General features: G+C 37.2%; 28 protein-coding genes and 2 pseudogenes. 17 read left to right on the forward strand and 13 right to left on the reverse strand.

Features of this window, described 5'->3' with window-relative positions; genetic code table 11:
• Positions 1 to 59: 59 nt before the first annotated feature.
• Positions 60 to 1,418 carry a hypothetical protein gene (locus CIK86_RS16950; protein ID WP_140391200.1) on the reverse strand — a complete coding sequence of 453 codons (1,359 nt, stop codon included), beginning with the start codon at positions 1,416 to 1,418 and terminating at the stop codon, positions 60 to 62.
• A gap of 49 nt (positions 1,419 to 1,467) precedes the next feature.
• On the opposite strand from CIK86_RS16950, the gene istA reads away from it, so the two are divergent.
• Together istA and istB are read left to right on the forward strand one after the other, a co-directional pair.
• Positions 1,468 to 2,502, forward strand: coding sequence for an IS21 family transposase (istA, locus tag CIK86_RS16955; RefSeq protein ID WP_096317110.1), 1,035 nt, complete (start codon positions 1,468 to 1,470; stop codon positions 2,500 to 2,502).
• Positions 2,499 to 3,272 (forward strand): IS21-like element helper ATPase IstB, encoded by a 774-nt coding sequence (gene istB, locus CIK86_RS16960; RefSeq protein ID WP_089367648.1) that lies wholly within the window; start codon positions 2,499 to 2,501, stop codon positions 3,270 to 3,272. The genes istA and istB overlap by 4 nt, the downstream gene beginning before the upstream one ends.
• Before the next feature lie 11 nt (positions 3,273 to 3,283).
• Here istB and CIK86_RS16965 read toward each other — a convergent pair whose 3' ends face one another.
• Positions 3,284 to 3,688: a P-loop NTPase fold protein gene (locus CIK86_RS16965; RefSeq protein ID WP_096317111.1), complete on the reverse strand. Its 405-nt coding sequence runs from the start codon at positions 3,686 to 3,688 to the stop codon at positions 3,284 to 3,286.
• A 491-nt stretch (positions 3,689 to 4,179) separates the two neighbouring features.
• Positions 4,180 to 4,854 carry a hypothetical protein gene (locus CIK86_RS16970; RefSeq protein ID WP_013463096.1) on the reverse strand — a complete coding sequence of 225 codons (675 nt, stop codon included), beginning with the start codon at positions 4,852 to 4,854 and terminating at the stop codon, positions 4,180 to 4,182.
• A gap of 69 nt (positions 4,855 to 4,923) precedes the next feature.
• On the opposite strand from CIK86_RS16970, the gene CIK86_RS16975 reads away from it, so the two are divergent.
• The gene (locus CIK86_RS16975; protein ID WP_086993882.1) at positions 4,924 to 5,088 is read left to right on the forward strand and encodes a DUF4879 domain-containing protein; all 165 of its coding nucleotides are present in this window, start codon (positions 4,924 to 4,926) and stop codon (positions 5,086 to 5,088) included.
• 34 nt (positions 5,089 to 5,122) lie between these two features.
• On the opposite strand, the gene CIK86_RS16980 is transcribed toward CIK86_RS16975, so the two are convergent.
• Positions 5,123 to 5,524, reverse strand: a complete 402-nt coding sequence (locus CIK86_RS16980; RefSeq protein ID WP_086993870.1) for a hypothetical protein — start codon at positions 5,522 to 5,524, stop codon at positions 5,123 to 5,125.
• A gap of 449 nt (positions 5,525 to 5,973) precedes the next feature.
• Between CIK86_RS16980 and CIK86_RS16985 the strand changes: the two genes are divergently transcribed.
• The 3 genes from CIK86_RS16985 (at position 5,974) to CIK86_RS16995 (ending at position 7,088) form a co-directional block, all read left to right on the forward strand.
• Positions 5,974 to 6,171 (forward strand): hypothetical protein, encoded by a 198-nt coding sequence (locus CIK86_RS16985; RefSeq protein WP_086993873.1) that lies wholly within the window; start codon positions 5,974 to 5,976, stop codon positions 6,169 to 6,171.
• Positions 6,172 to 6,255: 84 nt separating this feature from the next.
• Positions 6,256 to 6,624: a hypothetical protein gene (locus CIK86_RS16990; RefSeq protein WP_086993876.1), complete on the forward strand. Its 369-nt coding sequence runs from the start codon at positions 6,256 to 6,258 to the stop codon at positions 6,622 to 6,624.
• Between the two features lie 11 nt (positions 6,625 to 6,635).
• The gene (locus CIK86_RS16995; protein WP_086993879.1) at positions 6,636 to 7,088 is read left to right on the forward strand and encodes a hypothetical protein; all 453 of its coding nucleotides are present in this window, start codon (positions 6,636 to 6,638) and stop codon (positions 7,086 to 7,088) included.
• 9 nt (positions 7,089 to 7,097) lie between these two features.
• On the opposite strand, the gene CIK86_RS17000 is transcribed toward CIK86_RS16995, so the two are convergent.
• The 4 genes from CIK86_RS17000 to CIK86_RS17015 all read right to left on the reverse strand — a co-directional run bounded on the left by CIK86_RS17000 (position 7,098) and on the right by CIK86_RS17015 (position 9,836).
• The gene (locus tag CIK86_RS17000; protein ID WP_096317112.1) at positions 7,098 to 7,553 is read right to left on the reverse strand and encodes a replication initiation protein; all 456 of its coding nucleotides are present in this window, start codon (positions 7,551 to 7,553) and stop codon (positions 7,098 to 7,100) included.
• 32 nt (positions 7,554 to 7,585) lie between these two features.
• The gene (locus CIK86_RS17005) at positions 7,586 to 9,067 is read right to left on the reverse strand and encodes an IS66 family transposase (protein WP_008467384.1); all 1,482 of its coding nucleotides are present in this window, start codon (positions 9,065 to 9,067) and stop codon (positions 7,586 to 7,588) included.
• An 80-nt stretch (positions 9,068 to 9,147) separates the two neighbouring features.
• A complete protein-coding gene (gene tnpB / locus CIK86_RS17010; RefSeq protein WP_086996409.1) occupies positions 9,148 to 9,498 on the reverse strand; it encodes an IS66 family insertion sequence element accessory protein TnpB in 351 nt (116 codons plus the stop codon).
• On the reverse strand, positions 9,495 to 9,836 hold the full coding sequence (locus tag CIK86_RS17015) for a hypothetical protein (RefSeq protein ID WP_024591408.1): 342 nt from the start codon (positions 9,834 to 9,836) through the stop codon (positions 9,495 to 9,497). Before CIK86_RS17015 ends, tnpB begins: the two co-directional genes overlap by 4 nt.
• Positions 9,837 to 10,029: 193 nt before the next feature.
• Here CIK86_RS17015 and CIK86_RS17025 point away from each other — a divergent pair, with 193 nt between their 5' ends.
• From CIK86_RS17025 to CIK86_RS17040, 5 genes are all read left to right on the forward strand, one after another.
• Entirely contained in the window at positions 10,030 to 10,395 is a 366-nt protein-coding gene (locus tag CIK86_RS17025) for a hypothetical protein (protein WP_257010474.1), read from the forward strand.
• 472 nt (positions 10,396 to 10,867) lie between these two features.
• Entirely contained in the window at positions 10,868 to 11,701 is an 834-nt protein-coding gene (locus tag CIK86_RS17030; protein WP_063528612.1) for a tyrosine-type recombinase/integrase, read from the forward strand.
• Positions 11,698 to 11,913, forward strand: coding sequence for a transposase zinc-binding domain-containing protein (locus CIK86_RS19425; protein WP_254910717.1), 216 nt, complete (start codon positions 11,698 to 11,700; stop codon positions 11,911 to 11,913). Before CIK86_RS17030 ends, CIK86_RS19425 begins: the two co-directional genes overlap by 4 nt.
• A gap of 20 nt (positions 11,914 to 11,933) precedes the next feature.
• Positions 11,934 to 12,383 (forward strand): transposase, encoded by a 450-nt coding sequence (locus CIK86_RS17035; RefSeq protein ID WP_254910716.1) that lies wholly within the window; start codon positions 11,934 to 11,936, stop codon positions 12,381 to 12,383.
• 406 nt (positions 12,384 to 12,789) lie between these two features.
• Positions 12,790 to 13,200, forward strand: a complete 411-nt coding sequence (locus tag CIK86_RS17040) for a hypothetical protein (protein WP_086994520.1) — start codon at positions 12,790 to 12,792, stop codon at positions 13,198 to 13,200.
• Between the two features lie 82 nt (positions 13,201 to 13,282).
• Here CIK86_RS17040 and ltrA read toward each other — a convergent pair.
• The 3 genes and pseudogenes from ltrA to CIK86_RS17055 form a co-directional block, all read right to left on the reverse strand.
• Positions 13,283 to 14,347 (reverse strand): annotated as a pseudogene (gene ltrA, locus CIK86_RS17045) (group II intron reverse transcriptase/maturase); the annotation flags it as partial.
• A gap of 292 nt (positions 14,348 to 14,639) precedes the next feature.
• Entirely contained in the window at positions 14,640 to 16,028 is a 1,389-nt protein-coding gene (locus CIK86_RS17050) for a DEAD/DEAH box helicase family protein (protein ID WP_086996283.1), read from the reverse strand.
• Positions 16,022 to 16,606, reverse strand: a complete 585-nt coding sequence (locus CIK86_RS17055) for a hypothetical protein (RefSeq protein WP_086996280.1) — start codon at positions 16,604 to 16,606, stop codon at positions 16,022 to 16,024. Before CIK86_RS17055 ends, CIK86_RS17050 begins: the two co-directional genes overlap by 7 nt.
• A 105-nt stretch (positions 16,607 to 16,711) precedes the next feature.
• Here CIK86_RS17055 and CIK86_RS17060 point away from each other — a divergent pair, with 105 nt between their 5' ends.
• The 6 genes and pseudogenes from CIK86_RS17060 to CIK86_RS17085 all read left to right on the forward strand — a co-directional run bounded on the left by CIK86_RS17060 (position 16,712) and on the right by CIK86_RS17085 (position 23,537).
• Positions 16,712 to 17,023, forward strand: coding sequence for a helix-turn-helix transcriptional regulator (locus tag CIK86_RS17060; protein ID WP_254910737.1), 312 nt, complete (start codon positions 16,712 to 16,714; stop codon positions 17,021 to 17,023).
• Between the two features lie 77 nt (positions 17,024 to 17,100).
• On the forward strand, positions 17,101 to 18,612 hold the full coding sequence (locus tag CIK86_RS17065; RefSeq protein ID WP_086996274.1) for a hypothetical protein: 1,512 nt from the start codon (positions 17,101 to 17,103) through the stop codon (positions 18,610 to 18,612).
• 269 nt (positions 18,613 to 18,881) lie between these two features.
• Positions 18,882 to 19,775, forward strand: a pseudogene (locus CIK86_RS17070) (DUF3387 domain-containing protein); the annotation flags it as partial.
• A gap of 46 nt (positions 19,776 to 19,821) precedes the next feature.
• A complete protein-coding gene (locus tag CIK86_RS17075) occupies positions 19,822 to 21,777 on the forward strand; it encodes an AAA family ATPase (protein WP_086998553.1) in 1,956 nt (651 codons plus the stop codon).
• The gene (locus CIK86_RS17080; protein WP_086998550.1) at positions 21,764 to 22,606 is read left to right on the forward strand and encodes a hypothetical protein; all 843 of its coding nucleotides are present in this window, start codon (positions 21,764 to 21,766) and stop codon (positions 22,604 to 22,606) included. The genes CIK86_RS17075 and CIK86_RS17080 overlap by 14 nt, the downstream gene beginning before the upstream one ends.
• A gap of 367 nt (positions 22,607 to 22,973) precedes the next feature.
• On the forward strand, positions 22,974 to 23,537 hold the full coding sequence (locus tag CIK86_RS17085; protein ID WP_011330176.1) for a YSC84-related protein: 564 nt from the start codon (positions 22,974 to 22,976) through the stop codon (positions 23,535 to 23,537).
• A gap of 293 nt (positions 23,538 to 23,830) precedes the next feature.
• Here the strand turns inward: CIK86_RS17085 and CIK86_RS17090 are convergent, their stop codons facing one another.
• Complete coding sequence (locus CIK86_RS17090; protein WP_086998547.1) at positions 23,831 to 24,379, reverse strand: hypothetical protein; 549 nt, start codon at positions 24,377 to 24,379, stop codon at positions 23,831 to 23,833.
• A gap of 211 nt (positions 24,380 to 24,590) precedes the next feature.
• Positions 24,591 to 25,634, reverse strand: a complete 1,044-nt coding sequence (locus CIK86_RS17095) for a patatin-like phospholipase family protein (RefSeq protein ID WP_086998544.1) — start codon at positions 25,632 to 25,634, stop codon at positions 24,591 to 24,593.
• Positions 25,635 to 25,748 lie beyond the last annotated feature (114 nt).

Raw genomic sequence — 25,748 nt, forward strand, 5'->3', positions numbered from 1 at the left:
GTCGCGCTCTGCGGCAAATTTGGAGCGCAGCGGAAAATTTGTCCGGCAGCAGCGCCTTGTTATGCATCTTCAAGACTTACACCGAACTTCTTAACTCGTCTTTTGTTAATTTCGCTCTCAGAGGCAATTCTTCTTAGCGCTTCTGTAGCCCTACTAGCAATCTCCTTTTGTTGATCACTAGCATTCCCGAACTGACCAAATTTCAAACAGGTTGTCACAAAGGACGATAAGTGGCGACCAGTTTCTGTTTTGAATAGATTGTAATAATCATCAACCGATGTGTTCGCTAGCACCACTTCGTCGCTTTGGTTCCATCCATTTTTACCAGCAATTCGGTCTAATACTTGTTTCGCTGTCTCATTAATAACGGACTGATTATATGTATCGTTAAATTTATCTATTACTTCCTGATCTCTAATGTCACCAAAGACATTATTCTCTTTCATGTTAAAAAGTTCGGTTTCGTCTTTTCTATTTTTTATGTAGATGTCAATGATTTCGGATGCTTTTTCTTCCTCACCTAACTCTCTAAATAGAGAAACAGTGCCATTTAGATTCGTAGGCGTTATATATTTACAATTTTTCTTGAAACTATCATACAATCCATTTATAACTTCATCGTCGTTATCATTAAATGTGTCGTGATAAAGTCGCCATGCGTTCGAGAACGAACCCTCAGATTTAGAAGCTACTACTTGCTGGTTTTTAGCGGCTGCTTTTTCTTTGAACTCATCTTCAACGAAATAGCCGGTTTTGACCGCTTCAGCCAACAATATGTCTAACTCATAGGTGAGCTGATAGTTGTATGCTTGCAGTGTAGTTTGCCACTTCTTCTGTTGCTCGGTGACCTTTTCATCCCCGATGCCGAGCAAGGTATAACCTTTGCTAGTGACAAATTCTATAGGTGGTATTTCCTCATTTGCGTTTGAGCAAAAATAGCTCCATGCATACAGCACTAGCGAATGTAAAACTTGATCTGATATTTCCGGTTCGAACCCTTCAGCCAAAGGAAGGGCTATAGTAGCTAATCTCTCAATTTTTTTCAGTATACGAATATTTCTAATTCCAAGACTTGCTGTTAACTCTCTCAACCTAGAATGATTAGGCGTTTGTTCAGAATATGCAATCGTCGCACACTCTTCTGGGTCTGGAGCAAACGCAAGCTCAATATCAATTACCTTTTCGCGGTATTTTTCATAGTCATCTAGGCCTTCCTCACCATCATTAAGAAGCAATACTACCTTACATCCCTTTTGCTCTTTTAGTAGTGAGACTAGACCCAAAACATCTTTTATCTCTAGACCTTTTCCTTTTCTTTCTAAATCATCGATGCAAATCAGTGTTTTGTTCAGTGACAAGAACGAAATAGTCTCGATTGCAGGTGTTACCAGCAATGCAAAAATGATCCACTTCAACAATTGAAATCTGATCCAGTTAACTTAACACTGGTGCTTTTCGGTAAGCACCATGATTTCAAAAGAAGAGTTCATGAAAATAAAAGTCTTAGCCATGCAAGGCATGTCTCAACGAGCCATTGCTAAACAGTTAGGCATATCGCGTAACACCGTTAAAAAATACCTTCAAGGTGATTTTGACGAGCCGCATTATGCTACTCGTAAAACGGGTATTTCAAAATTAGAGGCCTTTAAACCGTATTTGCATTCTCGGTTAGCTAAAGCTGCTCCAATACACTTATCAGCCGTTGTTTTGCTGAGAGAAATTAAAGAGCAAGGCTATACCGGAGAAATATCGTTACTACGTCAATACCTGCATCAATATCGAGGTAGCGTTGAACCCCAACCCATTATTCGCTTTGAAACAGAAGCAGGTAAACAAATGCAAGTTGATTGGGGTCAAATGCGCGGAGGAAAGTCACCTCTGCATGCCTTTGTCGCTGTTTTAGGCTATAGCCGTGCATTGTTTGTCGCGATTACTGACAACATGCGCTATGAAACGCTCGAAGCATGTCATCGCCAAGCCTTTGAGTATTTTCAAGGCATTCCACAGCAAATATGGTATGACAATATGAAAACCGTTGTAATAGAGCGTGATGCTTACGGTGAGGGTAAGCACCGCTTTAATCAGCACTTTTACCAATTTAGTAAAGAAATGGGGTTCATTCCAAAGCTATGTAAACCCTACCGCCCGCAAACAAAAGGTAAAGTAGAGCGAATGGTACGCTATGTGCGCGATAACTTTTATCAGCCATTGGCCACTAAATTATCTGCCCTTGAACTTACTTTGGACGTTGAAACTGCCAATGTTGAAGTCATTAACTGGTTAAATACGGTTGCTAACCAGCGCATTCACGACACAATAAAAGTAAAACCCGCAGATAGATTAAAAGAAGAGCAAACATACCTGCAATCTTTACCCCCGCTCCAACCTGTTGCACCACCACAGCCGGCAGAAGTGAGCATGCCTTTATTTGATATGTCCTTTGAAACTCAACCGTTACATCATGATTTAAACATTTACGCGCAGTTTTCGGAGGCTTTATGAACTTACAATTAGCACGTTTGCATGAGCTAACAGAGGAGCTTCAACTCGCTGGTGTTGAAACGAACGCGACAGCGCTAGCACAGCAAGCAGCAAAAGAAGAATGGGATTATTTACAGTTTCTAGAGCGCATACTGCAAAGCGAGCAGAAGCACCGGCATCAACGTAAACAGGTTATGTTTACACGTATGGCTGGGTTTCCGTCATTAAAATCGCTCGAGGAGTTTGACTTTACGTTTGCCACTGGTGTGCCCAAAAAACAGGTTAACGAGCTTGCCACACTCTCGTTTATTGAACGAAAAGAAAACATTGTTCTGCTCGGGCCATCTGGTGTAGGCAAAACACATATTGCTAGTGCGCTAGGTTACAAGGCAGTGCAAGCAGGCTTGAAAACCCGCTTTATTAGCGCATCTGATTTAATATTGCAATTAACCACCGCCCAACGACAAGATAAGTATAAACAAGTGATGCAGCGGTCAGTGCTGGCACCCAGGCTACTAATCATTGATGAAATAGGTTATTTACCGTTTAGTGCTCAAGAATCCAAGTTATTGTTTGACGTCATTGCAAAGCGTTATGAAAAAGGAGCGATAATACTCACAAGTAATCTCCCATTTGGACAATGGGGAAGCATTTTTGCGAATGATACAGCGTTAACATCAGCTATGTTAGATAGAATTTTACACCACTCACACATTGTTCAAATTAAGGGGGAAAGTTATAGAATTAAAGAAAAGAAACAAGCAGGGTTAATGGAAAACCTTAATAAATAGTGGATCAATATTCAAATGGTGGAGTGGATCACTTTTCGGTTGTTGTTGACAGCAGGACTAAACGACTTAACTATAGGGGCCCCTTTAAAGAGGTTGAGAGATTGCCTTCCGAATGATTCGATTAGACTCGTAGTATTGTTCTTGAAAGTCTCAAGGCTAGCTTCGGTGCCGATAATTTCTTTCTTTATCACATTCTCAAAAATTGAATATTTAAAGGCTTCCAATGAGTTAATACCAAAAAGAGAAACATAAGAGTAGCGCTCGAGGTTTACTTTATTTTTTGAGCAGGCCTCTTTAAGAAATTTCTTCCAGGTAAAGGTCTTTCCAACGCCCCATTCACCTTTGATAGCCATAACTTCAGGCTGTTCTGAAGCCAAAAACTGAAAGATTTGGTCTTTGATTACTTCGACGGACATTGTTGTTCCTTCAAAAATGCATAACAATTTAATAGTGCGCTCACCGCTCATTTTCATGAATATATGCGCAAAGAGCAGTTTAACCAATCTATTAACGACGATGTTTAGCCAGTCTCAATGACCGGTTATCGCTCAAAGCTGGCTTCAGCAAAGTGCCATAAGCCGACTATCAGCCGTAACTCGTTTCTGCCCCAAAACGATTTACAAACTGGAATGTTGACGGGCCGCTTCGAGCGATAACCGGACACTGAAAAAGTTAAATTAATAACTACTTCTTTGAGTAGGAGCCTAATTTTGTCCGATAACATTATTAAACGCCGTTTTGGGGCAAAATAACATGCTTAATTCCTAGCTGTTTTAATTACTTGTTTACAAAGGTAATTATTGGTGAAATTATCAGGGTATGTAATATACGCCGTTTCGGTGTGTTATAAACCACCAAAATGGTGTTCAATAAGCTGTTAGCTGTTTTGCTATGTTCTAGGCTTTTTTCAAATAAAAACATCGACTTTCTTTTTGTCGGTTAACAATAAAGCAGCCTTTTCTTGATATAAATCAAAAGTATCGTCTGATATAAATTTATCAAACGTATTAATTATTTCTTTCATGTAAGAGGCTCTTACTTGATAAGTCTGACGTTCAGGATATTCTTTAGCAAGTCCATCTAATTTCTCTGAACTATTAGAAAAATACTCCATAACATTAATTTTTTTATCAGGATCTACATCCCCTCCACCATAAGAAAGGATCCTAAGTTTAGACTCTAAACTATTCATATCTTCTCTTTTTTTGGATATTATGGGGTTTCCTGACTTACCTAATCTAACTGGTTCATCACTATCGTATTTTTGTGTGTATTCTCGTTCCATTTCATTCACATTTTTAACAATACTATGAAGTTCTTTTATACTCATATTAGAAAAGTTGAGCTCTTCTTTTTTAAATACTTTTTCATATGCACTTCCCTCAATTAATGATGAATCAAAAGCATTATTGTCTTTTTTTTCTTTAACTTTAGGATCAAGGTGAGTTGTGTTTATATTAATTTTTAAGCCACTTTCGCTTGTTTTAGTAGAAAAGCTTTTTATTTTTTCATCATCACTGTTTGTAAAAATAGATATTTTACTTTCAAATAGAGTAGGTAGTAGATTGGTGCTGATTTTCATAAAAATCCTTTTTCATATGTCGTTTTCTTTTATCGACATAATTTTATAAAACTTAAGCTTTTATTTTAGATTGTTTTAAATGTTGATGTTCATACCTGCTCACCCGGAGAGACAGTAACTGGATTTCTTTATTATTTCGATTTTTATGGTCCTCAAAATGGTCAATTTACAGTGTCTTCAAGTTCAACAGCTTCTCCTTTCGGTTATTGGAGTGATTCTATAATGATTATATAAAAAGAATAGATGTAGATGTGAGGCCATACTTGAATTACGCTCTCACATCTATTTTAGGTGGTAATATATATCCTTGGTAGCTTTTAAGTGCCGATAGAATTTCTTCATAGTTTGTCGTAGGTTCACCAATACTATTTTTATACTCAATTCTTCTTTCTAAAAACCCTAAGTAATCTTTGTTTTCCACACCTTTTAAAGTACTACCATCAAATTCGAATTTTTCAAAAGGTATAAATTGCCAAACACGATCATCACCTGTCGCTTTAGCTAAATCCCTAATTTCTCCACTTGATATGTTTCTCATATCGAGGCCTTTGGGCTCTTCTTTCGTTACTTTTGCACTCGATGGCAATTCACTGCCGTCTTTTGGAGGCATTTTAGGTTGCTGAACTTCTTGATATTGACTGTAAATAGCTGTTTGATTACCGATTATCATGGTGAACATCCTTTTATTAGTTTTGAGTATATAAATCAAGCAATAAGGGTGCCGCTTTTAAGTGGATTCATTTCTAAAATATACTTTGTAGTGGTTTTCAAAGTTATCTGATATATCAAAGCGTTTTAACTTAGTGGAATGAAGTTAAATAAAGATTCTAAATAATTAATATTAAAATGGAATATTGGAATATTGGAATAGAGAGCAATGATAGGCACGCCGTCGACTGTCGACAAATTACTTCGTAATTTTTCACAATCGCGTGCAAAGGGGGTTCCCCTTTAACCCCTTTTAAACATCCATTTTCAATTGGGCGCTCTTTTTAAATTCAAAAGAGAGGGCTGCAACAGAGCGGCCCTTTTTGATAGTTTCAAATTTAATTACGAGGTCGCTACGCTAAAATTGTGGTTCGTGCACCCCCTAAATCGGGTGCAAAAAGGAGCGAAAAAATGACGCCGAAAAAAGATGATATTACGCAATTATGCGATGCAATTAATGCAGATTTAGAAAGTGAAAAAACACGTCAGATTTATGCTAATTTGGAAGGGGAAGAGCACGCTCCTGCAGACAAAAAAGAGGCACTCGAAAAGTGGCTCGCTGAAGGGAATAATTTAGAATTACCAGTGTGGGTGTCGAAGAAAAAATAGTCGTAAAGTGCAACGTTATTTCACACTGTCAAATGCTCACTATTTGTTCTAAACTTTAGTCTATATACACAAGGAGAAAGCGCTATGCAGGTATCTAATAATTTTATGGATGTATTTTTTGGTTATAACGGTAGAGTTGGCGATGTTAAGGGAGCAAAAGAAGGTATTGCAGAGTTTGAGCAACGAGCTAAAAATGCTGAATCTCCAGAAGAAAGAGAACGATATGCTCAAGCAGCTGAGCAATTAAAAACAGAAATTCTTCCTAAAATGCAACAAGAAATGGAGCAGTTAGGAAAGCAATTAGGATTAAATTCAGGTCGGATAGGGCAGGTAATAGAAATAGATAAAGAGAATAATTCTGTACCTAATTTAGCTGTTAAAAAGAATGATAGTGGTGTACTGTCCTTTATGACTTCTTATGAATCAGGAAGTTATTATCACAACAAAATATAAAGGATTAGTTTATGTTAAAAAAAATATTGTTTACATCAGCTTTAGTTATAAGCTCTTCTGCAGTAGCAAATATAAAAGTTAATGTTGAGAATGACTCTAAAGATTATGATGTCTCATTAACGAGTAAAGACGTTCAAACATCCACGTATTCACCAGAGCCATTAGAGACTCTTAGTGCTAATTCAGCTGACCGATTTTATGTATTTAGTAATTACCCTGATGTAGTTCGCTTAGTAGATTTTGAATATAAATTTAGTGATAGTTCAGTAGCTCCTCGTTGTCACTTTCGCTTTGTTATCATGAAAGATTATCGAAGTGGTAAAATGTTACCTCAAAAAGTAATTGCTGAGAATGAGGGTGGATCGTATAGAGATAAGGCTATTTGCTCAGGTAAATTAGATTCTTTTAACCTTAACACTGGAGAAGCTGAAGTTACTTTTTCTATAAATCGTAGAAAATATTAATTTTAGATTTTACAAGTCCATTTTTAATTGAGCACTTTTTTTAAATTCAAATGAGAGGGCTGCGACCGAGCGGCCTTTTTTTATTGTTTCATAACTGATTATTAAATCACTTCTCTGGTTTAACTCATCAACAGATGCCTTGATGACTCGTCTATTTAACTCTTTAAACGTTGGATACTTATCAGAAATTCCCAGCGCAGATTTGAAATCATCAAGATAGATAACACGTTCACCAGTGCTGCTAAACTTCATGAGTAGCTCATACAAGCGTATTGAGTGAGATGATTGTAACTCAGCGATATGTCTCAGCTTGTATGTGGTAAACCTATTTTGTAAACTACTGATATACTTAAGAACTTCATCTGTCCATGTAATAACAACAGCGCCTTCACCTTTTAATTTTTTTACGCCTTTTTGAATCCACCTGAGTTTCACTTCTTCATGCTCATCTTTCAGTATGATCACTGCGTCAAATGTGAGCGTCTAGCGAACTACACCTATGTTTTAAAATTCCAGGGTAACAAGCTGTCGATATCGGGCTCAGGCTGGCACAGTTCATCAAGGCAAGCACAGATGTAATTAAATGGGATTAGACCATTTATCTTGGCGGTTTCCACAATGCTGTAAAGGGTGGCACTAGCATGGGCACCGTTAGCCGTTTGGCTAAATAACCAATTCTTTCGGCCTATCACAAACGGTTTTACCGCGCGTTCTGCTCTATTATTATCGATGCTAAGTCGGCCATCATCAACATAGCGTATGAGCTTGTGCCATTGATTTGCCAGGTAATTAGCTGCCTCTATCAGTTTGCTGTTCCCCACTAAATTTGGCTGATCCTGCTCAAGCCATATTTTTAGCTTGCTAAGAATAGGCAGGCTAACCTCTTGTCTTGCCGTATATTTGTCATCCACACTTTTATCTTTGATGCGTGACTCAACGCCGTACAGTTTTTGGATAAGGCTCAATACCACATCCACTTTGCCGGTTTTGTTTTTACCTTGTAGCTTTTTCGCGTCGATAAATTTACGACGAGCATGCGCCCAGCAGCCGATTAAGGTTGCCTCTGTTCTGGCATAGGCTTGATAGCCATCCACGTGCAAGTACCCTTGATATCCATCAAGATAATTGACCACGCAGGCGGCCGCGCGACTATTGTGGAAGTCGTAAAGTACGATATTAGGGATAGGATTATTCGGGTCTGGTGAATCTCGACCCGAGCAATACACCCACATGTAACTGTTTACTTTGTCCGATTTCACCACCTTTAATGGCGTTTCATCGGCAAACAGCGTGGGTTGCCTTAACAGCTCGGCTTTAAGCCGTTCAACTAATGGCGCGAAGAGTGTGGCTGATTTGTCTATCCAGCTGCTCATGGTCTGTCGACTGAGTTCAATACCGTATTGCTTAAACATCGCTTCCTGGCGATACAGCGGTAACCCGTATTGGTATTTACTGGTGATAAGCTGACTGAGCAAACTGCTGGTTGCAATGCCTTTGTTGATGGGCATGGCAGGCATTGAGGCTTGTTTAATCTGTGTCTGAGTTGAGGATTTATCACAGTGACGGCAGGCGTATTTAGGCCTAATATGCTCAATCACTTTGATTTTAGCGGGTATGAACTCAAGCTTTTCTGACTTATCTTCACCCATTCTATGTAGCTCACCGCCACAGCAATCACAGGTTTTGTCGATGATGTCGTGAATAACCTGCTCACGAGGTAAGTCTTTTGGCAGTGGCTTACGCACCGGCTTTTTACGGGTATAGCTAATGGATTGTTGCTCTGCCTCAACTTCCTCAACAATTTCTTCCACTTCATTGAATAACTCGCCTTGCCCGGCAAAGCCTTCAGCACTTTTGCCGAATTGTTTTTGTTGGGCCAAGCTCCAGCGCTCTTCCAATGCCGCAATCTGGGCATCCTTCTGCGCTAACAGTTTTTCAAGTTCAGCAATGCGCTGTTTAAGGGCGAGTTCATTTTTCATGACGCCTATTTTAAGGCATCCTCAAAGGCTTTGCAGTGCTAACTGAACTCACTTTGATGATCATCAATCGATCGCAAATATTAAAGCATTTTCTTACCTGCGACATCAATTTTACTGTGTCCAATCACATCATAACCCGATAATAACCAGTGTAATTGCTGCTCGCTTAAGGTCATGGTGGGTGACATGAGTTTGGGCCATTTGAACTTATGCTTATCTAATCGCTTATACCACAGTGCAAAACCGGTGTTATCCCAGTAAAGCAGTTTGAGTTTGTCACGGCCTTTATTACAAAACACAAATAGCGCACCACTGAGCACGGGTAGTTCAAGCTCTGCTTCCACCAACGCCGCCAGACCATTAATTGATTTTCGAAAATCAACGGCATCGACACATAAATAGACGGTGGGTACATCAACGAACATCCTCATACCGTTAGCCCTTTAATAATGGCAACGATATCGGCCGTCGCTAAATCGATAGGAAACGTGAGTTGGCCGGTTAGCGTATCAAACTGCAGCGTATTTTGACGAGTTTGCGCGCAGACTTCAGTAGTTTGTTTTACCTGGACAAAACGTGATGATGTAAGGCACTGCGTGTGCACTGGCAAGGTGGAATTAGGCTGGTCTTTTGCCAGTAAAGCACGTTGTTTATAATAAGTCGTAATAGCGACATTATGGTGTTGGCAGAATTCAATATTAGTACCACTAAACGTACTGCGTTGCAGCAAAAGCTGCTGCCACTGTGCGCTTGTTCTGTAAGTTTTCATCACCTGCTCCGAATTTATCATTGAGCAGGTATTTTTAGATAATCAGAACATCGATGCTAGGTGTGGTTCGCTAGACGCTTACCGTCAAATAAGCTGTCAGCAGCTTTGTAGAGGTCTCTTCGCGCATTGGGTATGCCCATTAAGTCAGAATATTCAAGTGCCGTTAGCGTCATTTCCTTGGGTATTGCTGAGCGTGAATCAACTTTTCCCAGACATGCCAGTAGGGGTTTTGTGCCCATCCCCTAAAACGATAATTCAGTTGACTAAAAGCGAGTTAACCGGGTTGTGCGGCGTGTTATTTGGCTTGAAAAGCGAAGTAAAAGCTTCATTTCATGGCGAGAATAAAAACAAAGGGATGGCAGTTTATAATAATGGTGCACAGGGGGCTGCTGTCACTATTTCAGTCGCTGGCCGACACTTACATCACTTTTTATCACCCGATGATAGACTTGAATTAGGGGTTTTTACTTTACGCAGATTGTCGGACGCATGGAAAGTTACACCGTCTGATACCTTAGCAATATTACGTCAAAATGAGTTGATAAGAAGAAGCCAGTAATGAAAGACATTCCTTATGTGGGTAACTATCATATCGGAGGACAATAAAGTTCGAAACTTTTCGATGCTATTTGTCGCAGTCTGCCTTTTGTTCTAACAAGCTTTTGCCCCAAACGTGTTAAAGTAATTACTTTATAGGACGGCTTTGAGCGATAACCGGTCATTGAGACTGGCTAAACATCGTCGTTAATAGATTGGTTAAACTGCTCTTTGCGCATATATTCATGAAAATGAGCGCTGAGCGCATATTGTTCTATTTAACTTTACCTAAAAACTTTAGAAAACATAGTTATAGTAATACCTTAGGTTATTTGTTAAAACTATATAAAATAGAAAAGTGAGCACAGCGCTGGTATAAATATGCGCGGTGAGCGCACTATAAAATTGTTGAACTAAGCCGCTACGCGGAGATCCTATTCTTATCATTTGAGCCACACTTACCTTGGGGTTATCCCATAACTTGGAGGTAAGTCATGAATACACTCATTGAACAAGTCAAAACTGAAATAGCCTATCGTGGTTATTCGCAAAGTACATGTAAAAGCTACTGTGAACATTTACTAAAACTCAGTCATTATTTTAATAAACCGCTCGATTCGATTACTGATGAGGAACTTAACGCCTTTTTTAACGATCCTGCGATTCGTAAACTTTCTAGAGCAAGCCAAAAAATACAGATAAACAGTATTTGGTTCTTGTTTAAGAATATTTTACATCGGCCACTTAACTTAGATATTGTACTGCCAAAAGTAAAACTTCGCGCACCCACGTATTTATCGCGCGATGACATGCGACGGCTTATAGAAAGTTGCACCGATATGCGCTTAAAAACATTGATTATGGTGTGCTATGGGTGTGGCTTACGTATTAATGAACTGCTACGCATTAAAGTGCAAGATATCGATGGACAGCGTAAAACTATTTTAATTGAACAAGGTAAAGGGGATAAATCACGATATGTGGTTGTATCAGATAGCGTGCTGGCTCAATTACGTTGTTATTGGAAAATGTATCACCCAACAGGTTGGATGTTCTATTCACGGTTATTAATGGATAAACCTATGTCAGCATCAACCTTCAGGAAGCCATTGAGAAAACATGCACAAGCGTGTGGCTTAAAGCACTGTAATCCACATACTTTACGCCATGCTTATGCAACACACCAACTTGAATCAGGTATGCCACTTCATCAACTGCAACATCAGCTTGGCCACAGTGATATTAAAACCACACAAAGTTACTTACATTGGTTACCAGAGTTAGGTCATGGCGGCATTGATTTGCTTGCGAGCTGGAGTAAACAATGAACGCCTTACACCTCGCTGATATTTTAAACTCAAGCCTTGAGAGTTATCGCCAACATCATACGGTGAGTTATCAACAACTGCGCGTGTGTCAGCACCTTCAATCATGCAGAACGGGTCAGCTCGGTTATCAAGCATGGCAATGTGATAGCTGTGGGGAGTCGCAAAAGATTGGACGGCGCTCAATGAATGCGATAGTTCATTCGCGAAGGTAAGCACGCCAACCAAATGGTGCGTGTATAGCAAAGCCTGTTTAACGTACAGTGAAAAGCTAGTTAGTTACCTTGCTCGTTATACCCTAAAAGGCGTGATGTCAGAATCGCGATTAGTGTCAGCGACTGAAGAAACAGTGAGCTTTAAATACCGTGATTATGCAGATAACAACCGCGATAAAGTCATGACTCTGAGTTGTGATGAATTTTTACGGCGCTACTTACAACATGTATTGCCCAAAGGGTTTATGCGCATTCGCCACTATGGCTTTTTAGCTAATGCGTGTCGCAAGCGAAAGTTAGCATTAATAAGCTCACAAGAATCACACAGAGGTAAAGTGGAGAAGCTAAAGACAGAAAACGTAACACTGATACCGCATTGGCCTTGCCAGCATTGTAAGGCAGGTATCTTGCGGTTAATTGGCGTATTCCAGTTATATGAAACAAGGACCAAAGTAGAGCGAACGAGTTAGCAGCTAGGTAGCTGCTTAAAATCAATTAGTTAACCTGCTTAACTGCTCAGGCTAGCGGCCTCTGTACGTGTAAAAAATATAATTGCTTATTAAGGCAAATTTAGGTGTAATGAATACATAATAAGCGCTGAGCAATGCAGGGAAAGCTTACATAACACTAGCTAAGCTGATTAAATCAGCTAGAAAAGTGAGAGCCTCCAAAAAGCAAATTCCCATAGCATAAACAACACCAACTCTGACACACCGAGCAGGTAGCGGCTCAGTCCAACAAGCGATTATGCAACACAAACAGCGTGTCGCATAAATACTAAAATGTTATATGCCTAAAATAGTCATTAGTATAATATCTAACATGGTGCACCTTTTGCATTAATATCAAATATCTATTAATACATGAGGAATTAATATGAATATTTTAAATGTAGGGCAAAACTATTCCATTACGACAGCAGCTAGCGGCAATAAAATGCCGACTGAATCTATTGCTGTAGAAAAAAACATAAACCAAAATAATTCACAAACTACAAAGATTGATATGAGAAACATATCAATTGATGAAATTAATACATTAATTAAATCAGGGGAAAGTGCTTTACTTGATGTAGTGCCATTTATACCATTAAATGTACTTGAACAATATAATAATGATCCCGAAAAAATAGGTAAAATCAAAGTAGACTTAATTGGGCAAGTTGAAAAATCTATAGATTTTAAAAAAAGCATTGGTGAGAATACTGACTTTTTATCAGGTGTTTTAAGTAAATTTAAAGATCTTGACGGTAAACAGTTAAATGGGAAGGTTGATATCTTAGCATAAATACGGCATATAATCGGGTAGACCGGAGGTCTCTAACCTCCAGCCCCCACACCACCCATCATGCGGGTCCGCAATGGGCGGTTCATCTCCCGTAATGAATATTGATCCAAATATCTTTCAATGACACTAAACCTTGTGATGCTAAATAGTCATTACCTAGCGCAATGTTAATTCCTTTTGTTTTTGAGCTTCTACAAGGGCCTTTACTGGTGATACCACAGGCTATGGCGAGTCGCTCGCTAACACCCAATTTCATTAAACTGCGTACTTTAGTGCGTGGTTTACGCCATTGTCGCCAGTAGCACATTCTTATCCTGCGACGGATCCAGTGATCTAAATCCACCGTTAATTGATAAGCATTGGCTATTAGGTAATAGTATCCCCATCCGCGTAAGTATTGCGTCAGTTTATGAATTTGTAGGGTCATTGAGATCCCCCAGTTGCGGTTAGTGAGTTCTCTTACATTTGCTTTAAATTTCTTTAGCGCCTGTTCGTGGATCTGCACTTGAGCGTAACGGAAGGTAAACCCGAGAAATTTCGAGCCTGATACGGGACCGACTCGACTTTTCGATTCATTCACTTTGAGTTTTAATCGCTGAGTGATAAACGCAGTAATTTCCCGTTGGATTATGAGTCCTTCGCTTTTCGTTTTTACTAAAATGATTATGTCATCAGCGTAACGTGCAAACTTAAGGTGTTTGTAGGTTAGCTTCTTATCTAATTCATCGAGTAAAATATTGGAAAGTAAAGGGGATAATGGCCCACCTTGAGGGACTCCTTTGGTTGACTCAAACCACAGACCCGTTTCGCGCTCTGCGATCCCCGCTCGGAGGTATTTACCAAGTAGGCGCATGAGTGCTTTGTCTTTGACTTTACGACCAACACGATTCATCAGCATGTCATGGTTTACTTCATCAAAGAACTTAGACAAGTCAATATCAACTGCTGTTTTATAACCTTGTTTAACACAAGATTGAACATGATTTACTGCTTGGCTGGCTCTTTTATGAGGGCGATAACCATAACTATGTGGTGAAAATAGAGGCTCAAAGTAAGGGCTAATCACTTGAGCAATAGCTTGTTGGATCACTCTGTCGATAACAGAAGGGATCCCAAGCATTCGCTCACCGCCATCGGGTTTGGGTAGAGTATGTGTGTAGCTAAGTTAGATTTATAACCAGCGTATTAAGAGTAGACGGTGAACAGATGGCTGCTTTTTTTCACTAATTTTAGTCAACTGCTTCTTTAGTCAACTGCTTCCGCTGCTTACACAGGCGTTACCACTGTCTGCAAATGGCACAGAGCCGTCCTTCGGCTCTAACTCATTTTTGTCCAAAAACGAGTTTACTCGACCGTCTGCTGCTCGCTCATAGCGGCCTGCCAGATGAAACCTAAGCCTAATAATTAAAACTCTCTGAACTGATGTGAATTACTTCAAATTAACTTACTAAAAACGTCTCTATCACCCGCTCTCTAAACCCGCCAAAGGCCTGTAAAAAGCTTGCCTCCTGAGGATCTGTTTGCAGCTGATTTGCTCCATTTTTGCCCCATGAAAATAATAAATCATCAACCTCAGTATTAACCTGATTATCTGGCTGAGGGTAGTTTGCTTTTTTATGAGTCTCTGTTCTAAAATATTCATTCGCTATGGCGTTATTTCTTATTAGTACACAAGTGTCGGGTAGCTCTTGGTCAATTCTATTTGCAAAAGTGCTTAGTGTTTCTTCGGCTAGGGTGAATAACCAAGCTTCTTGGTTGGGCGAGCTATTTACTCTTAATATACGGCCAAGCACCTGCCTAAAATAAAGCTCGGTTTTAACTCTACTCAAATGGCAGCATACCTGTAGCCTTGGTATGTCAGTACCTTCCGACACCATGCCAACGCTTACAATCCATTGCGTGTTGCTAAAGCGAAAATGACTGATTCTATCGGCGGCATCGCTTTCTTTGTAAGTAACTATGGTTGCTGATTGATGAAAAAGGTCGGTTAGTACAGTCACTATTTGCTCTGCATGCTCAACAGAAGAGGCAACAATTAACCCTGCGGCATTGCTATTCTGCTGCCTAATAGTGGCAAGTTTACTTACCCCTTGAGCAACAATGTAATTGATTACAGCTTCGTGCTTAATTAGATCTTGGTAGGAAATCGATGGATCTTTTAGCAAAGACTTTAATGAATTATAGGTTTTAGTTTCCTGTTTTGCTGTTGTTACCGAAATTTCTTCATTATCAATTAAAACAATTTTAGGATTGCGACAAACGCCATCATTTACGGCCTGTTGCAGCGAGTAAGTGTAATTGCACTGAATTTTATTATCAGGGTCGCTATAAGTTGCCAGCGCGATAGGGAGAAGGTCAGAGCGCCAAGGTGTGCCTGTTAAAGCTAACGTGAAAGCAGCCTGCTGTTGAATATTTTTAACAATATCTTGCCCCCATACATTGGCATCCTCAATGCTTGAACCTGCGCAATGGTGTATTTCATCAAACACCACTAACACGCGGTTGTTCTTTAATAGTTTCCAGTAGTCGTCATTAAAAAAGCGCATGTTTTGATAAGTATACGAGCAACCAACTGAGCCAATAATACCGTCAAAATTACAATTTAAACGTTTAGCAAACGTCTTTCTAATGCCATTTGCAACCTCACTAGAGGGTGAAAAACAAATCACAAAGTCTATTTGCTTTGTATCAAATAAATAAGCAGCAACTTCTGCCGCCAATACGCTTTTACCAGCCCCTGGTGTAGCTAAACAAAAAAAGTGTTTATGGTTTTGAGAGTAATGTTTTTTAACTACCGATAAGCAGGCAGTTTGCCAAGCCCTTAACATGGCTGTTTTTCTGTTATTTTATTACCCAGTAAAGTCTGCAAAGCATTTATTTTGCCAAGTAATTTAATCGATCTTTCCTTAGCCTGAGTGTGATGCAGTTGCAATTGTTCATGTAGTTTAGGGTAACGCGTAGTAAGGCGTTTGTACTCTTTAGCTTCTTCAAGCACGGTATTTAAATCAATTTCATATGTTAGTAAGTCTTTTTTAAGCTCTTCTTGGTACTCAGTAATTTCAAGATTTTCAGCTGTGGCGTTGGTAGAGTTATTGTTAGGAATATAAATTTTTTTTGCTCTACTTCCTCTAGAATTAGGCACAATTGCTAAATTTAAAAATAACTCCGTTTTTGAGTAAATAACTTCTTTAACTCCATTGTTTAATTTATTGGTTCGCTTTAATAGTCCTTTTTCAACATTACGAGTTAATTGACGGTATATAAACTTTCGGGTTTCCACCGCATCAGTAAACGCTGATTGTTCATGTAATAAAGCGTCTTTCGCTTGCGTTACAGTGAAGTTATCCATCTGTTTGATTACCAAAAGAAAATGTAAAAATACATTCATATTCGCTTTTTTACTCATTGCTAAACTTTACCACTCACCATAAACTTAGGATTCCTAAGTATACATGCTCATGTAAAAACTAGACAATCATTTAAATGTAAGAGTTACCAAGATGAAGCAACGGTGCAGGTTAAATCCTTTTTTACAGAGCGTCTTAAAGAGGCTCGAAAGCGAATGAAAATAAGCCAAAAAGAGTTAGGTATTAAAATGGGGATGGACCCAAGCTCTGCCAGTGGCAGAATGAACCATTACGAAACAGGTCGCCATATGCCCGACTTAACTACTTTAAAAAAGCTAGCGTCCGAGCTAAACGTTCCCGTAAATTACTTTTTTTGTGAATCAGAAGAAAGCGCAACTCTGGCATGTTTAATCGAAAAGCTTGATGACGAAGGTAAGCGTAAGCTCATTGAGTTGTTGGAAGAAAAAAATTGCTAATTTATTAAACTAATAAATTATTAGGTACCTACCAAAACTAAAGTGATTTAGTTACCAAAATAAAGGACTATAAAATAATGAAAAAAATTCTTACCTCACTATTTTTTCTGCTTGTGTTAACTGCATGCACAGATTCACCAGAAGAAAGAGCCAAGACAGTCTATTCAAAAACAATTTTGATGCTCAATCAGTTTAACGACGGCACTCTGGACTCAAAAAACCAAACAATACTTGGCGATAAAATAAAGTCTAATATTGATACATTAAATAACGATTATGTTGAGACAAATATTGTATTTGAAATGCTTAATTCTGGTTTCATAGGCCAGCACAACTTAAAGCAATTTAGAGCGAGACTAAAAGAATTAGAATTTGTCGAATCTGTTAAAGTTAATCCATACCTTCTTTTAGAAGCAAAGCTTAACGACATTAATCAAGCCGAGCCAAAGTTACATCTAAAAACACTTGGGGGACTTTTAAACGCGTATGCAGAAAGAAATGATCGAAAAAGTTTTAATCGTATTGCAAGCAAAGTTATTGGTGTTAATAAGGCAAAAGAATATATCTTACACCTACAGCTGAGCAATTTTAAAGACCAAGACGCTGTGCGCTTACTAAAAGAAAACAGCGACTACAAAACGTATAATGAAAAATTATCACTAGCAATAGCAGAGGGTTACCTTGTTAATGAGCTAACCATTCCAAATGAGTTGAGGCAACTTTTTGAAAATAAATTTTACGGAAAATACGGAACAAAAAAATTTACTAAATTATTTGCTAAATATAACCCAGCATTTAAAGCTGATTTATGTTCAGCAACGTTAGATGCCATAATAGAAGAAAAAGAAGATGCAACAACAACTAACGATAAGCCTTATCATTATGATGAAGCACTAGATTGTTATCTAACACACTTTGACGCAAATGATAAATTTCAAAAAGCTTATTTAACAATTATAGATAATATAAAAAACGAGCTTTCTCTTTACCATAAAACCGAACACGCAGCCGGCAGAGTTCATTCTAATCTAGAGCACATTAATGAGCTAGCATATAAACACCCAATAATCTTAGACATTTTTGATTTGAAAAAATTGAATCAAAGTGCGGCCTATGAGTTAATTAAAAGCAAAAATAAAAACATAAGCTACCACGAAGCTAATGAATTAATTGGCAAAATTTATTACTTAGCAGCTTTAGCCAAAAAAGAAGATAAAAATAATAAAAAATTAAACTCGAAGATATATGATTTACTCTATTTTGTACTACCAGAGCGTAAACATATCACTAATTTTGGTAAGCAGAAGATTGCAGCCGCGCTTTATAAAGTTAATCAAACGTCATTAGCGATGAAGCTTGAGAAAGAATCTGGTTTTAATTCTAATCCTAGTTATATGGCAATGAATGATATGCATCACGAGGCATTAATAGAGTTGCTTAATACCAATGAAATAAAATCGTTCAGGAACTGGCTTAGACTCACTGAGAGCTATTTAGAAAAAGTTGACGAAGCTGATGAAATATATGTATCAAACTCTGTTAAGTTACTTGATAAAATAGTAAGTAATTTAACAGCCAATAACAGTTAATAATCAATTACGTACAACCGCTTAAAATAAATCATGCTCAACAACTAATTAAGTATGATTTATTTACTAAGCATGCAGCGATACCTAGTATTTTAAATTGACGCATATCTAAATACTTAAATACCAATTTATTATTAATTAACACTCAAAAAATCACGACCTTTGCGGTATGATAAGCTAATAATTTATATTGATATTCTTGCAAAGAGAGACCACATGGACGCTGCATCAAAAAAGCCTGCAACTAAAAAAGCCGCAAAAAAAACACAAGTCGGAATTGTTTAAACCACGCAGCAGAGTTTGCGCTAATTACCGAAAAACGCCAAAAGCGCTTTATGGATTTAGTTAAACGCTTAAAAGCCGCTTACGATGTATGTTGCGGTAGTGAAAAAATAAACGAAAACGAGCGTAACCATATTCACTTTTACCTTGCCATTCGCTCGATTATTTACAAGCTAACTAAAGGCGAAGCGCCCGATACTGCGCAAATGAACGCCAAAGTTCGTGAAATGATAAGCGAAGCCCTGCAAAGCGACGGTGTAGAAGAGGTATTTAAACTCGGCAATGAAGACGGCGGCGAAATCGACATTTTTAATGACGACTACATCGCCAAAATAGAAAAAATAAAACTCCCCAATACCAAAATAAAAATACTGCAACAAATGCTAGCCAAAGCCATAGGCGAGCTTAAAAAAGTAAACCAAACCCAAGGTATCGACTTTACTAAACGCTTTGAATCGCTGGTACAGCGCTACAACGAGCGAAAAGAAGATGACGTACTGGTAAGTAGCGTACTTGATGAATTTTCAGAAAGCATGGTTGATATGATTTACAGCGTACGCGACGAAATGAACGCCGGCGACGAGCTAGGCATTGATATTGAAGAAAAAGGCTTTTACGACGCATTAAAAGCACTCGCAGTAAAATACGACTTTGACTACCCAGAAGATAAGCTAATTGAGCTGGCCCAAGCGGTAAAAGTAATTGTAGACGACAAGGTAAAATTTGTAGATTGGAATAACCGCGACGATATTAAATCATCGCTCAAGGTAGAGCTGATTTTAATACTCGCTAAATTTAAGTACCCGCCAATTAGCCGCGATGAAGTTTATAAAGAAATATTTGAGCAAGCGCAGAGTTTTAAAGTAAACCAAGGAATATAACTTTTTATGGTTATATGTATCTAAAGTTAGAGGGAACAGCTAGGTAATGAATTTATCAATTAGAAAAATAATACTAGATTTAATTATTGCTAAAGAAGGGTCTTTTGATTTTGCTAATAACAGGGATGAAGGGTTTATTCCATTCTTAAATGAGATATGGGAGCTAAAGTCTATGCCGTCTGAGGACAGCAGATTTAAAAATGCTGAGGGTGACATAATTCAGCATACAATCAATAATGATGATTGGGATTATCATGAATTATTTGAGCAACGTTTAAAGCTTGTTGATGACGAAACTAAGTTTATAAAATTCTTAGAAATTTTTTTACTGCCAAAGTATCAAACCTCTCCCGAGCAGACTTACTATTTTATTGAGAAAATTAACGGTATTTTAGAAAGTGAAGATCTAACCCTTGCTACTATAAGTTATGAAGGTGATTACCCTGTTTTCGAGTTAATGGATAAAGATACTCTAGACAGACCAAGTGATGTCCCAGTAAATAAGATTCCTTTTTATGTGGTTTCATATCCAAGCATGCCCATAAGTCGTTATGTTAATAATTTAGAAGTAGATAATGAAAAGCCAAGTAAATATTTTCTTCTAATAGCAGATAATTGGAATGACTATTCACATGAAACTTCGTTTGGATTAGTTCTTTTTAATAACAACGAAAAAGTAAATTTGGGGTTTGTTAAAATAGCTAGTAATAAAAATAACTATACAATACAAGCTCTACCGTCTGAGTTCCTTTCTTTAGATGAAGAATTCGTTTCACTTGGACAAGATGAAGATTATTATAAGAACTTAAATAAAATTTTTGGGAAAGCAATTTCATCAGTGCTTTACTCATTAAGGGATGCGGCTTTTTTTACTGAAATTTCAGAGGAGTTTGAAAACACAAATGTGTTTAAACAGTCTTTAACTAGAGATGATGAGGCTGAAAGGATACATAGAATAGCAAAGCCAATGATTTATGGTGCTGATTTAAATAACTTATATTCCTTTACATATAAATTTTGCCCTAAATATGCCGATTCATTTATTGATGTTCCTTTTCACTTTTCGACAGACAGCGTCTTGCCTAAAAGAATGATTGCCTTGATAGGCAAAAATGGTGCTGGGAAAACACAATTACTTACCACTTTACCTTTAGAAATAGCAAAGGAAAAAAGCAAGCTTTTAAGCCCCCACAAGCCAATTTATAGTAAAATCATAGCTGTCTCTTATAGCACATTTGATAATTTTGAATTACCAAAAAAGACATCAAATTTTAATTATATTTATTGTGGTTTAAGGGATGAAAAAGGCGATCTCAGAAGTAAGAAAGGTCAGTTGCAAAAATTCCATAATACGTGGAAAAAAATATCTACGCTTGGCCGATTAGAAAAGTGGAAAAAAGTTATATCTAATTTTTTAGAAGCCGAGTTGATAGATCTATTTATTAAACTTGATCCTGTAGGTAGTGACAAACTTTACTTTGATGCGCATGGATTTAGTAAAGCGAGAGAGTCACTAAGTTCAGGTCAATCTATTGTTCTTTTTGTAGTTTCTGAAATCGTAGCGAATATTAGACTTGATAGTTTACTGTTATTTGATGAGCCTGAAACTCACCTTCACCCAAATGCTATTAGTCAACTTATGAACGGTATAGCAGAGCTTATTAATGAATTTGAATCTTATTGCGTTATTGCTACGCACTCTCCAATAATTATCCAAGAGATGTTTTCTCGAGACGTTTTAGTTATCTCGCGGGAAGAAAGTGTCCCCTCGGTGAATAAAATTGGCGTTGAATCGTTTGGGGAAAACCTCTCAGTAATTACGGAGGAAGTTTTTGGTAATAGATCAATCCCTAAATTTTATGAAACAACGATGAAAAAGCTAGTAAGGCGTTATAAAACATACGATAAAGTTCTGGGAATATTAAAAGAAGATAATTTACCGCTAAGTTTAAACGTACGATTGTACCTTCAGGTTTTGGTTGAAGATAATGCTAAAAATTAGAGCTTATGAAGAAGACTCTTTTTCTTTCTACAAAGATATTGTTAAGTCTAAAAGGAATACAGAGGCAAATCCAGATTTTAAAGAAGAGCTTGCTGTAATTTCTGATACTCAATCACATTACTTTGAAGATTACGATGATGCATTTGATATGGACTCGCTAGCTTTAATGCAGAGCATGCCATACAGTGAGAATGATAAAGCTAATTTAAAATCTTTATATAATTATAGAAATAAAAAAATTAAGGCCTTAAAAAATACGCTTACTAAACACCCTCATCATAGGGAACATATTTTTAATACTTGTCAAAATTGCACTATAAATGATGTTGACTCAATGGATCATGTACTAGGTCAGACAGAATTTCCAGAGTATTCTGTCCACCCTAAAAACTTATTTCCATGTTGCACTGATTGTAATAGAAAAAAATCAGACAAATTTGTTGATGATAATGGCTCACATTTATTTTTAAACTTGTTTATAGATGACTTACCCAAATCACATTATCTTAAAGTAAGATTTGAAGCCAATTGGATGCCAAGGTTCTATTTAGAGCAGCCTGACGATGTGACTGATGATGTGTTTAATCTAATTAAAAATCATTATGAGCATCTAGATCTATTGGAAAGATTTAGAGGTAAAGGCGGTGAAATTATTAATAACTTAAAAGCTATTATTAAGGGGTATAAAGGACTTGAAGTTAATATAGAGGATAAAATTAATGAACAATGTACGGAACTGGAAACCTACTTAGGATACAACCATCGGCAGGTAGTTATATACCGTGCACTAGGTGCTTCAGAAAATTTCATTCAATATTGTATAACTTAACCGGAATGGGACAGCATATACATTTCAAATAGGGGAGAGCATTCTGCTTTTAACTTAATATTTTTCGCAAATTCTATTATTTTATAGATTTTTCGTATATCCCTATTATTACGTATTAACGATTATTAAAAAATTAGAATCCATTTGGTTATCGTTCATTATAGTTGTTGTAAAATAAGTACATAGATTAGGAAAATTGAGATACACAATGTGTATCTCAATTTAAAGTATAACTCATTGTTACAATTCAAAAAAATAATTAGTACACAGTAATCACTATATATAACGGCTAGTATTGGACATAAATAGATTCTATTATTTTGTAATTATATACTTGCTAGTTATAAATGTTATTTAAGGAAAATTCATGAAAAGATTTATTTTGCTAAGTATGGTCGTATTTACACTCGCGCTCACAGGTTGTGCAACAACAGGCAGCGCCTCACCAAGCGAAAAACGTGCATTAGTGCATAGCATGGAATCAAATACATTAAGTAAACTTTACGCGATAAAACCAGATGTTAAAAAGCAAATTGCTAACTCTGCAGGTTATGCTGTTTTTGATAATGCCAACGTCAATGTTGTTTTAGCTAGTTTTGGTGGTGGTTATGGTGTTATTAAAAATAACCTAACGGGTAAATCTACATACATGAATATGGGCGAAGCCGGTTTAGGCCTAGGTTTAGGTGTTAAAGACTTTAACGTTGTTATGGTTTTTCATAACCAAGCGGCACTAAACAGATTTATTGAACACGGTTGGGCATTTGGCGGAAACGCAGATGCAGCAGCTAAATATAAAGAAAAAGGCGGTGCATTAGTTGCCGAAGCAATAGCAGACCAAGTTACTGTGTATTCTTTGACCGAAAGCGGCCTTGCACTACAAGCAGTATTAAAAGGTACTAAGTTTTGGGTCGACTCCGAGCTTAATTAACCCCTAAATTACTCTCCTAAAAGCGAGCTGATTTGAATAAATCACCCTCGCTTTCTTTTAAATAAGGCAATTTAACATAACACAACTTATGGGCTGTTATTGCTATAATGTAATTAATAACGCAAATGCGCCCTCAATCTGTTCGTGGACTCCAGTATCGCTATCTCTCAGCTAAGGAAAATTAATCATGTAAAAAAGCTATTAATTTATACGATTACCCAGAGAGGAATAACTATGACACAACCTTATTATATTTATCGCTTTAATGTTAAAAGCTTTTCGCCCTTTTAACATTAAACTGTGATTGCTTTTTTTAATTGCTTTTTAAAATCATTACATGCATCTTCAAATTCATCTAAATTTCTTTTAAATGATTCGTATATTTTTTTACTCTGATTTTTTTCGTGAAAATATTTACCAACGTCATCTCTTTTACTTAGTACACTTTTAAATTTTTTTGAGCATTCCTCACATAAGTATAGATCCATCAACATCTCTACCGTTTCCAATGCTTTCCCAGCATATTGAGAATTTGGCTCTTTTTTCATAGCTATCATTTCTTCATAAGAAATATGTCTGTGATAATAGGAAACCATATCAAAAGTACGTATATCATATGCTTTTTTCCATATATTAAAATTCTCATATGCTTTTTCAGTTTTTTCATATTTCCTTTTTTTTTCTTCTTGGGAAGCCATTCCTTTTATTGAAGCTTTCATATTCATATGATTCCACCACCCAGAAATAACACCCACAGTAATTGCTACAATTGCTGTTAATGTTCCAGTATAGATTGGCATCATTTCTTTAATTCTGGTTGATTCTTCTACTAGATTTTCCATATTTTCATACAACTATATTTTTCTCTTAATTTTGACACGTAAACTTACACATGCAACTATTAGTTATGTTTGAGGTGTATTTAATATTCAGCTTTTGTAGATCCCTCCTAAACTGCCACAGCTGTCCTCAGATTAAAATTTATAATAAAAAAGTGCTTTCAGCCGTTTAATTATTTCGCTTATAATTTATGGATTATTAGCTATTAAATTACTAGTATGACTTTGAATCGAAACTTTCATTATTTAATTTTTCATCAAATGCTTCAGCCAACTTTTCAGTTTCACTAAAAACAGTATTCCAATATTTAATGCGTGTGTCTGCATCTAGATCGGTAAAATCATTTCTATCTGGAATTTTTCCGTAGGGTAAGCCTGCTATAAATTCTTTTGATGGCGTGATCATTACCACGTTATCGTAATTAAGTGGCGATACTTTACGTTTTAAATTTTTATCAAACCACCCTGCTTTTGGCTCTGAATTAAAGTGCGGATATAAAATGAGTCCTGGGTTGTTAATTTTTAAATCAAAGTGGTAATCAATAATTCCGCCATCGCGATACATGCCAGCGGATGTTCCTGCAATATTTTTAATTCCTTGCATAACTAACGGTATTGAACCCGATGCAAGTAAGGCATCTTTTAAATTATTTTGGGTAAGCGCTATTTTTTGTGTTTTAAAATTATAGCTGTCGGTAATTGATAAGTCGCTTGTTGCTGGGCCAAATATAAAACGCTGATATTGTGAACCTAAGTATTTTCGGTTTACCCGATTAAGCATATAACTTTTTGATAACCCCATAAGCTGTAATAATTTATTTTCACTGCCTATAAATCCATTCGATTTTGCCACTATAAAATGTGCTTTAAATACGGGGTTATTTATAATTTCAGCCACGCCGTTATTGCCAAAAACATCTTCAAGCAATGCGCGTGCTTTTATAGTTATTTCACTTGGTGTTGGTTTGTTACTAGAATAGCGAGTTTGCGAATACGATTTTGCTAAACGTTCAATTGCTGCAACCGGATCGTTTTGGGCAAAACACGCTGAGCGAAATGCACCGGCCGATGAGCCAATTAAGTTAAGCGGTTGGCTATGGTTTTTAAAAAACTCACCAAATATATATTTGTCTAAACCAAACAAGGTAAACCATTTTGGCCCGCCGCTGGCACCTAAAAATGAGCTGAATAATTCGGGTTTAAACCCCTGTTCGTTTATTATTTTTGCAGCAGTTTTACCTGCGTAAATGTTGATCATCTAAAAATTTAGCCTATAAAATCTGTGTTTAATTGCGCTGCTTATTTCTATTTAATCGTATATATTTGTTACTTACTTTGTATATAACCAGGCTAAAAATAGAATAATTATGCA

The sequence above is a fragment of the Pseudoalteromonas sp. JB197 genome (assembly GCF_002332205.1).
Classification (GTDB): Bacteria; Pseudomonadota; Gammaproteobacteria; order Enterobacterales; family Alteromonadaceae; genus Pseudoalteromonas; species Pseudoalteromonas nigrifaciens.

Excerpts from the sequence above, each read along its gene's own strand:
- CIK86_RS19425 (WP_254910717.1), top strand. The coding sequence starts at position 11,698 with ATGAACGCCTTACACCTCGCTGATATTTTAAACTCAAGCCTTGAGAGT.
- CIK86_RS16965 (WP_096317111.1), bottom strand. The coding sequence starts at position 3,688 with ATGTCCGTCGAAGTAATCAAAGACCAAATCTTTCAGTTTTTGGCTTCA.
- CIK86_RS17050 (WP_086996283.1), bottom strand. The coding sequence starts at position 16,028 with ATGTTAAGGGCTTGGCAAACTGCCTGCTTATCGGTAGTTAAAAAACAT.
- CIK86_RS17075 (WP_086998553.1), top strand. The coding sequence starts at position 19,822 with ATGAATTTATCAATTAGAAAAATAATACTAGATTTAATTATTGCTAAA.
- CIK86_RS17080 (WP_086998550.1), top strand. The coding sequence starts at position 21,764 with ATGCTAAAAATTAGAGCTTATGAAGAAGACTCTTTTTCTTTCTACAAA.
- CIK86_RS17015 (WP_024591408.1), bottom strand. The coding sequence starts at position 9,836 with ATGAAAACTTACAGAACAAGCGCACAGTGGCAGCAGCTTTTGCTGCAA.
- CIK86_RS17030 (WP_063528612.1), top strand. The coding sequence starts at position 10,868 with ATGAATACACTCATTGAACAAGTCAAAACTGAAATAGCCTATCGTGGT.
- CIK86_RS17065 (WP_086996274.1), top strand. The coding sequence starts at position 17,101 with ATGAAAAAAATTCTTACCTCACTATTTTTTCTGCTTGTGTTAACTGCA.
- CIK86_RS16970 (WP_013463096.1), bottom strand. The coding sequence starts at position 4,854 with ATGAAAATCAGCACCAATCTACTACCTACTCTATTTGAAAGTAAAATA.
- istA (WP_096317110.1), top strand. The coding sequence starts at position 1,468 with ATGATTTCAAAAGAAGAGTTCATGAAAATAAAAGTCTTAGCCATGCAA.
- CIK86_RS17095 (WP_086998544.1), bottom strand. The coding sequence starts at position 25,634 with ATGATCAACATTTACGCAGGTAAAACTGCTGCAAAAATAATAAACGAA.
- CIK86_RS17055 (WP_086996280.1), bottom strand. The coding sequence starts at position 16,606 with ATGAGTAAAAAAGCGAATATGAATGTATTTTTACATTTTCTTTTGGTA.
- CIK86_RS17005 (WP_008467384.1), bottom strand. The coding sequence starts at position 9,067 with ATGAAAAATGAACTCGCCCTTAAACAGCGCATTGCTGAACTTGAAAAA.
- CIK86_RS16995 (WP_086993879.1), top strand. The coding sequence starts at position 6,636 with ATGTTAAAAAAAATATTGTTTACATCAGCTTTAGTTATAAGCTCTTCT.
- CIK86_RS17040 (WP_086994520.1), top strand. The coding sequence starts at position 12,790 with ATGAATATTTTAAATGTAGGGCAAAACTATTCCATTACGACAGCAGCT.
- CIK86_RS16985 (WP_086993873.1), top strand. The coding sequence starts at position 5,974 with ATGACGCCGAAAAAAGATGATATTACGCAATTATGCGATGCAATTAAT.
- CIK86_RS17090 (WP_086998547.1), bottom strand. The coding sequence starts at position 24,379 with ATGGAAAATCTAGTAGAAGAATCAACCAGAATTAAAGAAATGATGCCA.
- CIK86_RS16990 (WP_086993876.1), top strand. The coding sequence starts at position 6,256 with ATGCAGGTATCTAATAATTTTATGGATGTATTTTTTGGTTATAACGGT.
- CIK86_RS17085 (WP_011330176.1), top strand. The coding sequence starts at position 22,974 with ATGAAAAGATTTATTTTGCTAAGTATGGTCGTATTTACACTCGCGCTC.
- tnpB (WP_086996409.1), bottom strand. The coding sequence starts at position 9,498 with ATGAGGATGTTCGTTGATGTACCCACCGTCTATTTATGTGTCGATGCC.
- CIK86_RS16980 (WP_086993870.1), bottom strand. The coding sequence starts at position 5,524 with ATGATAATCGGTAATCAAACAGCTATTTACAGTCAATATCAAGAAGTT.
- istB (WP_089367648.1), top strand. The coding sequence starts at position 2,499 with ATGAACTTACAATTAGCACGTTTGCATGAGCTAACAGAGGAGCTTCAA.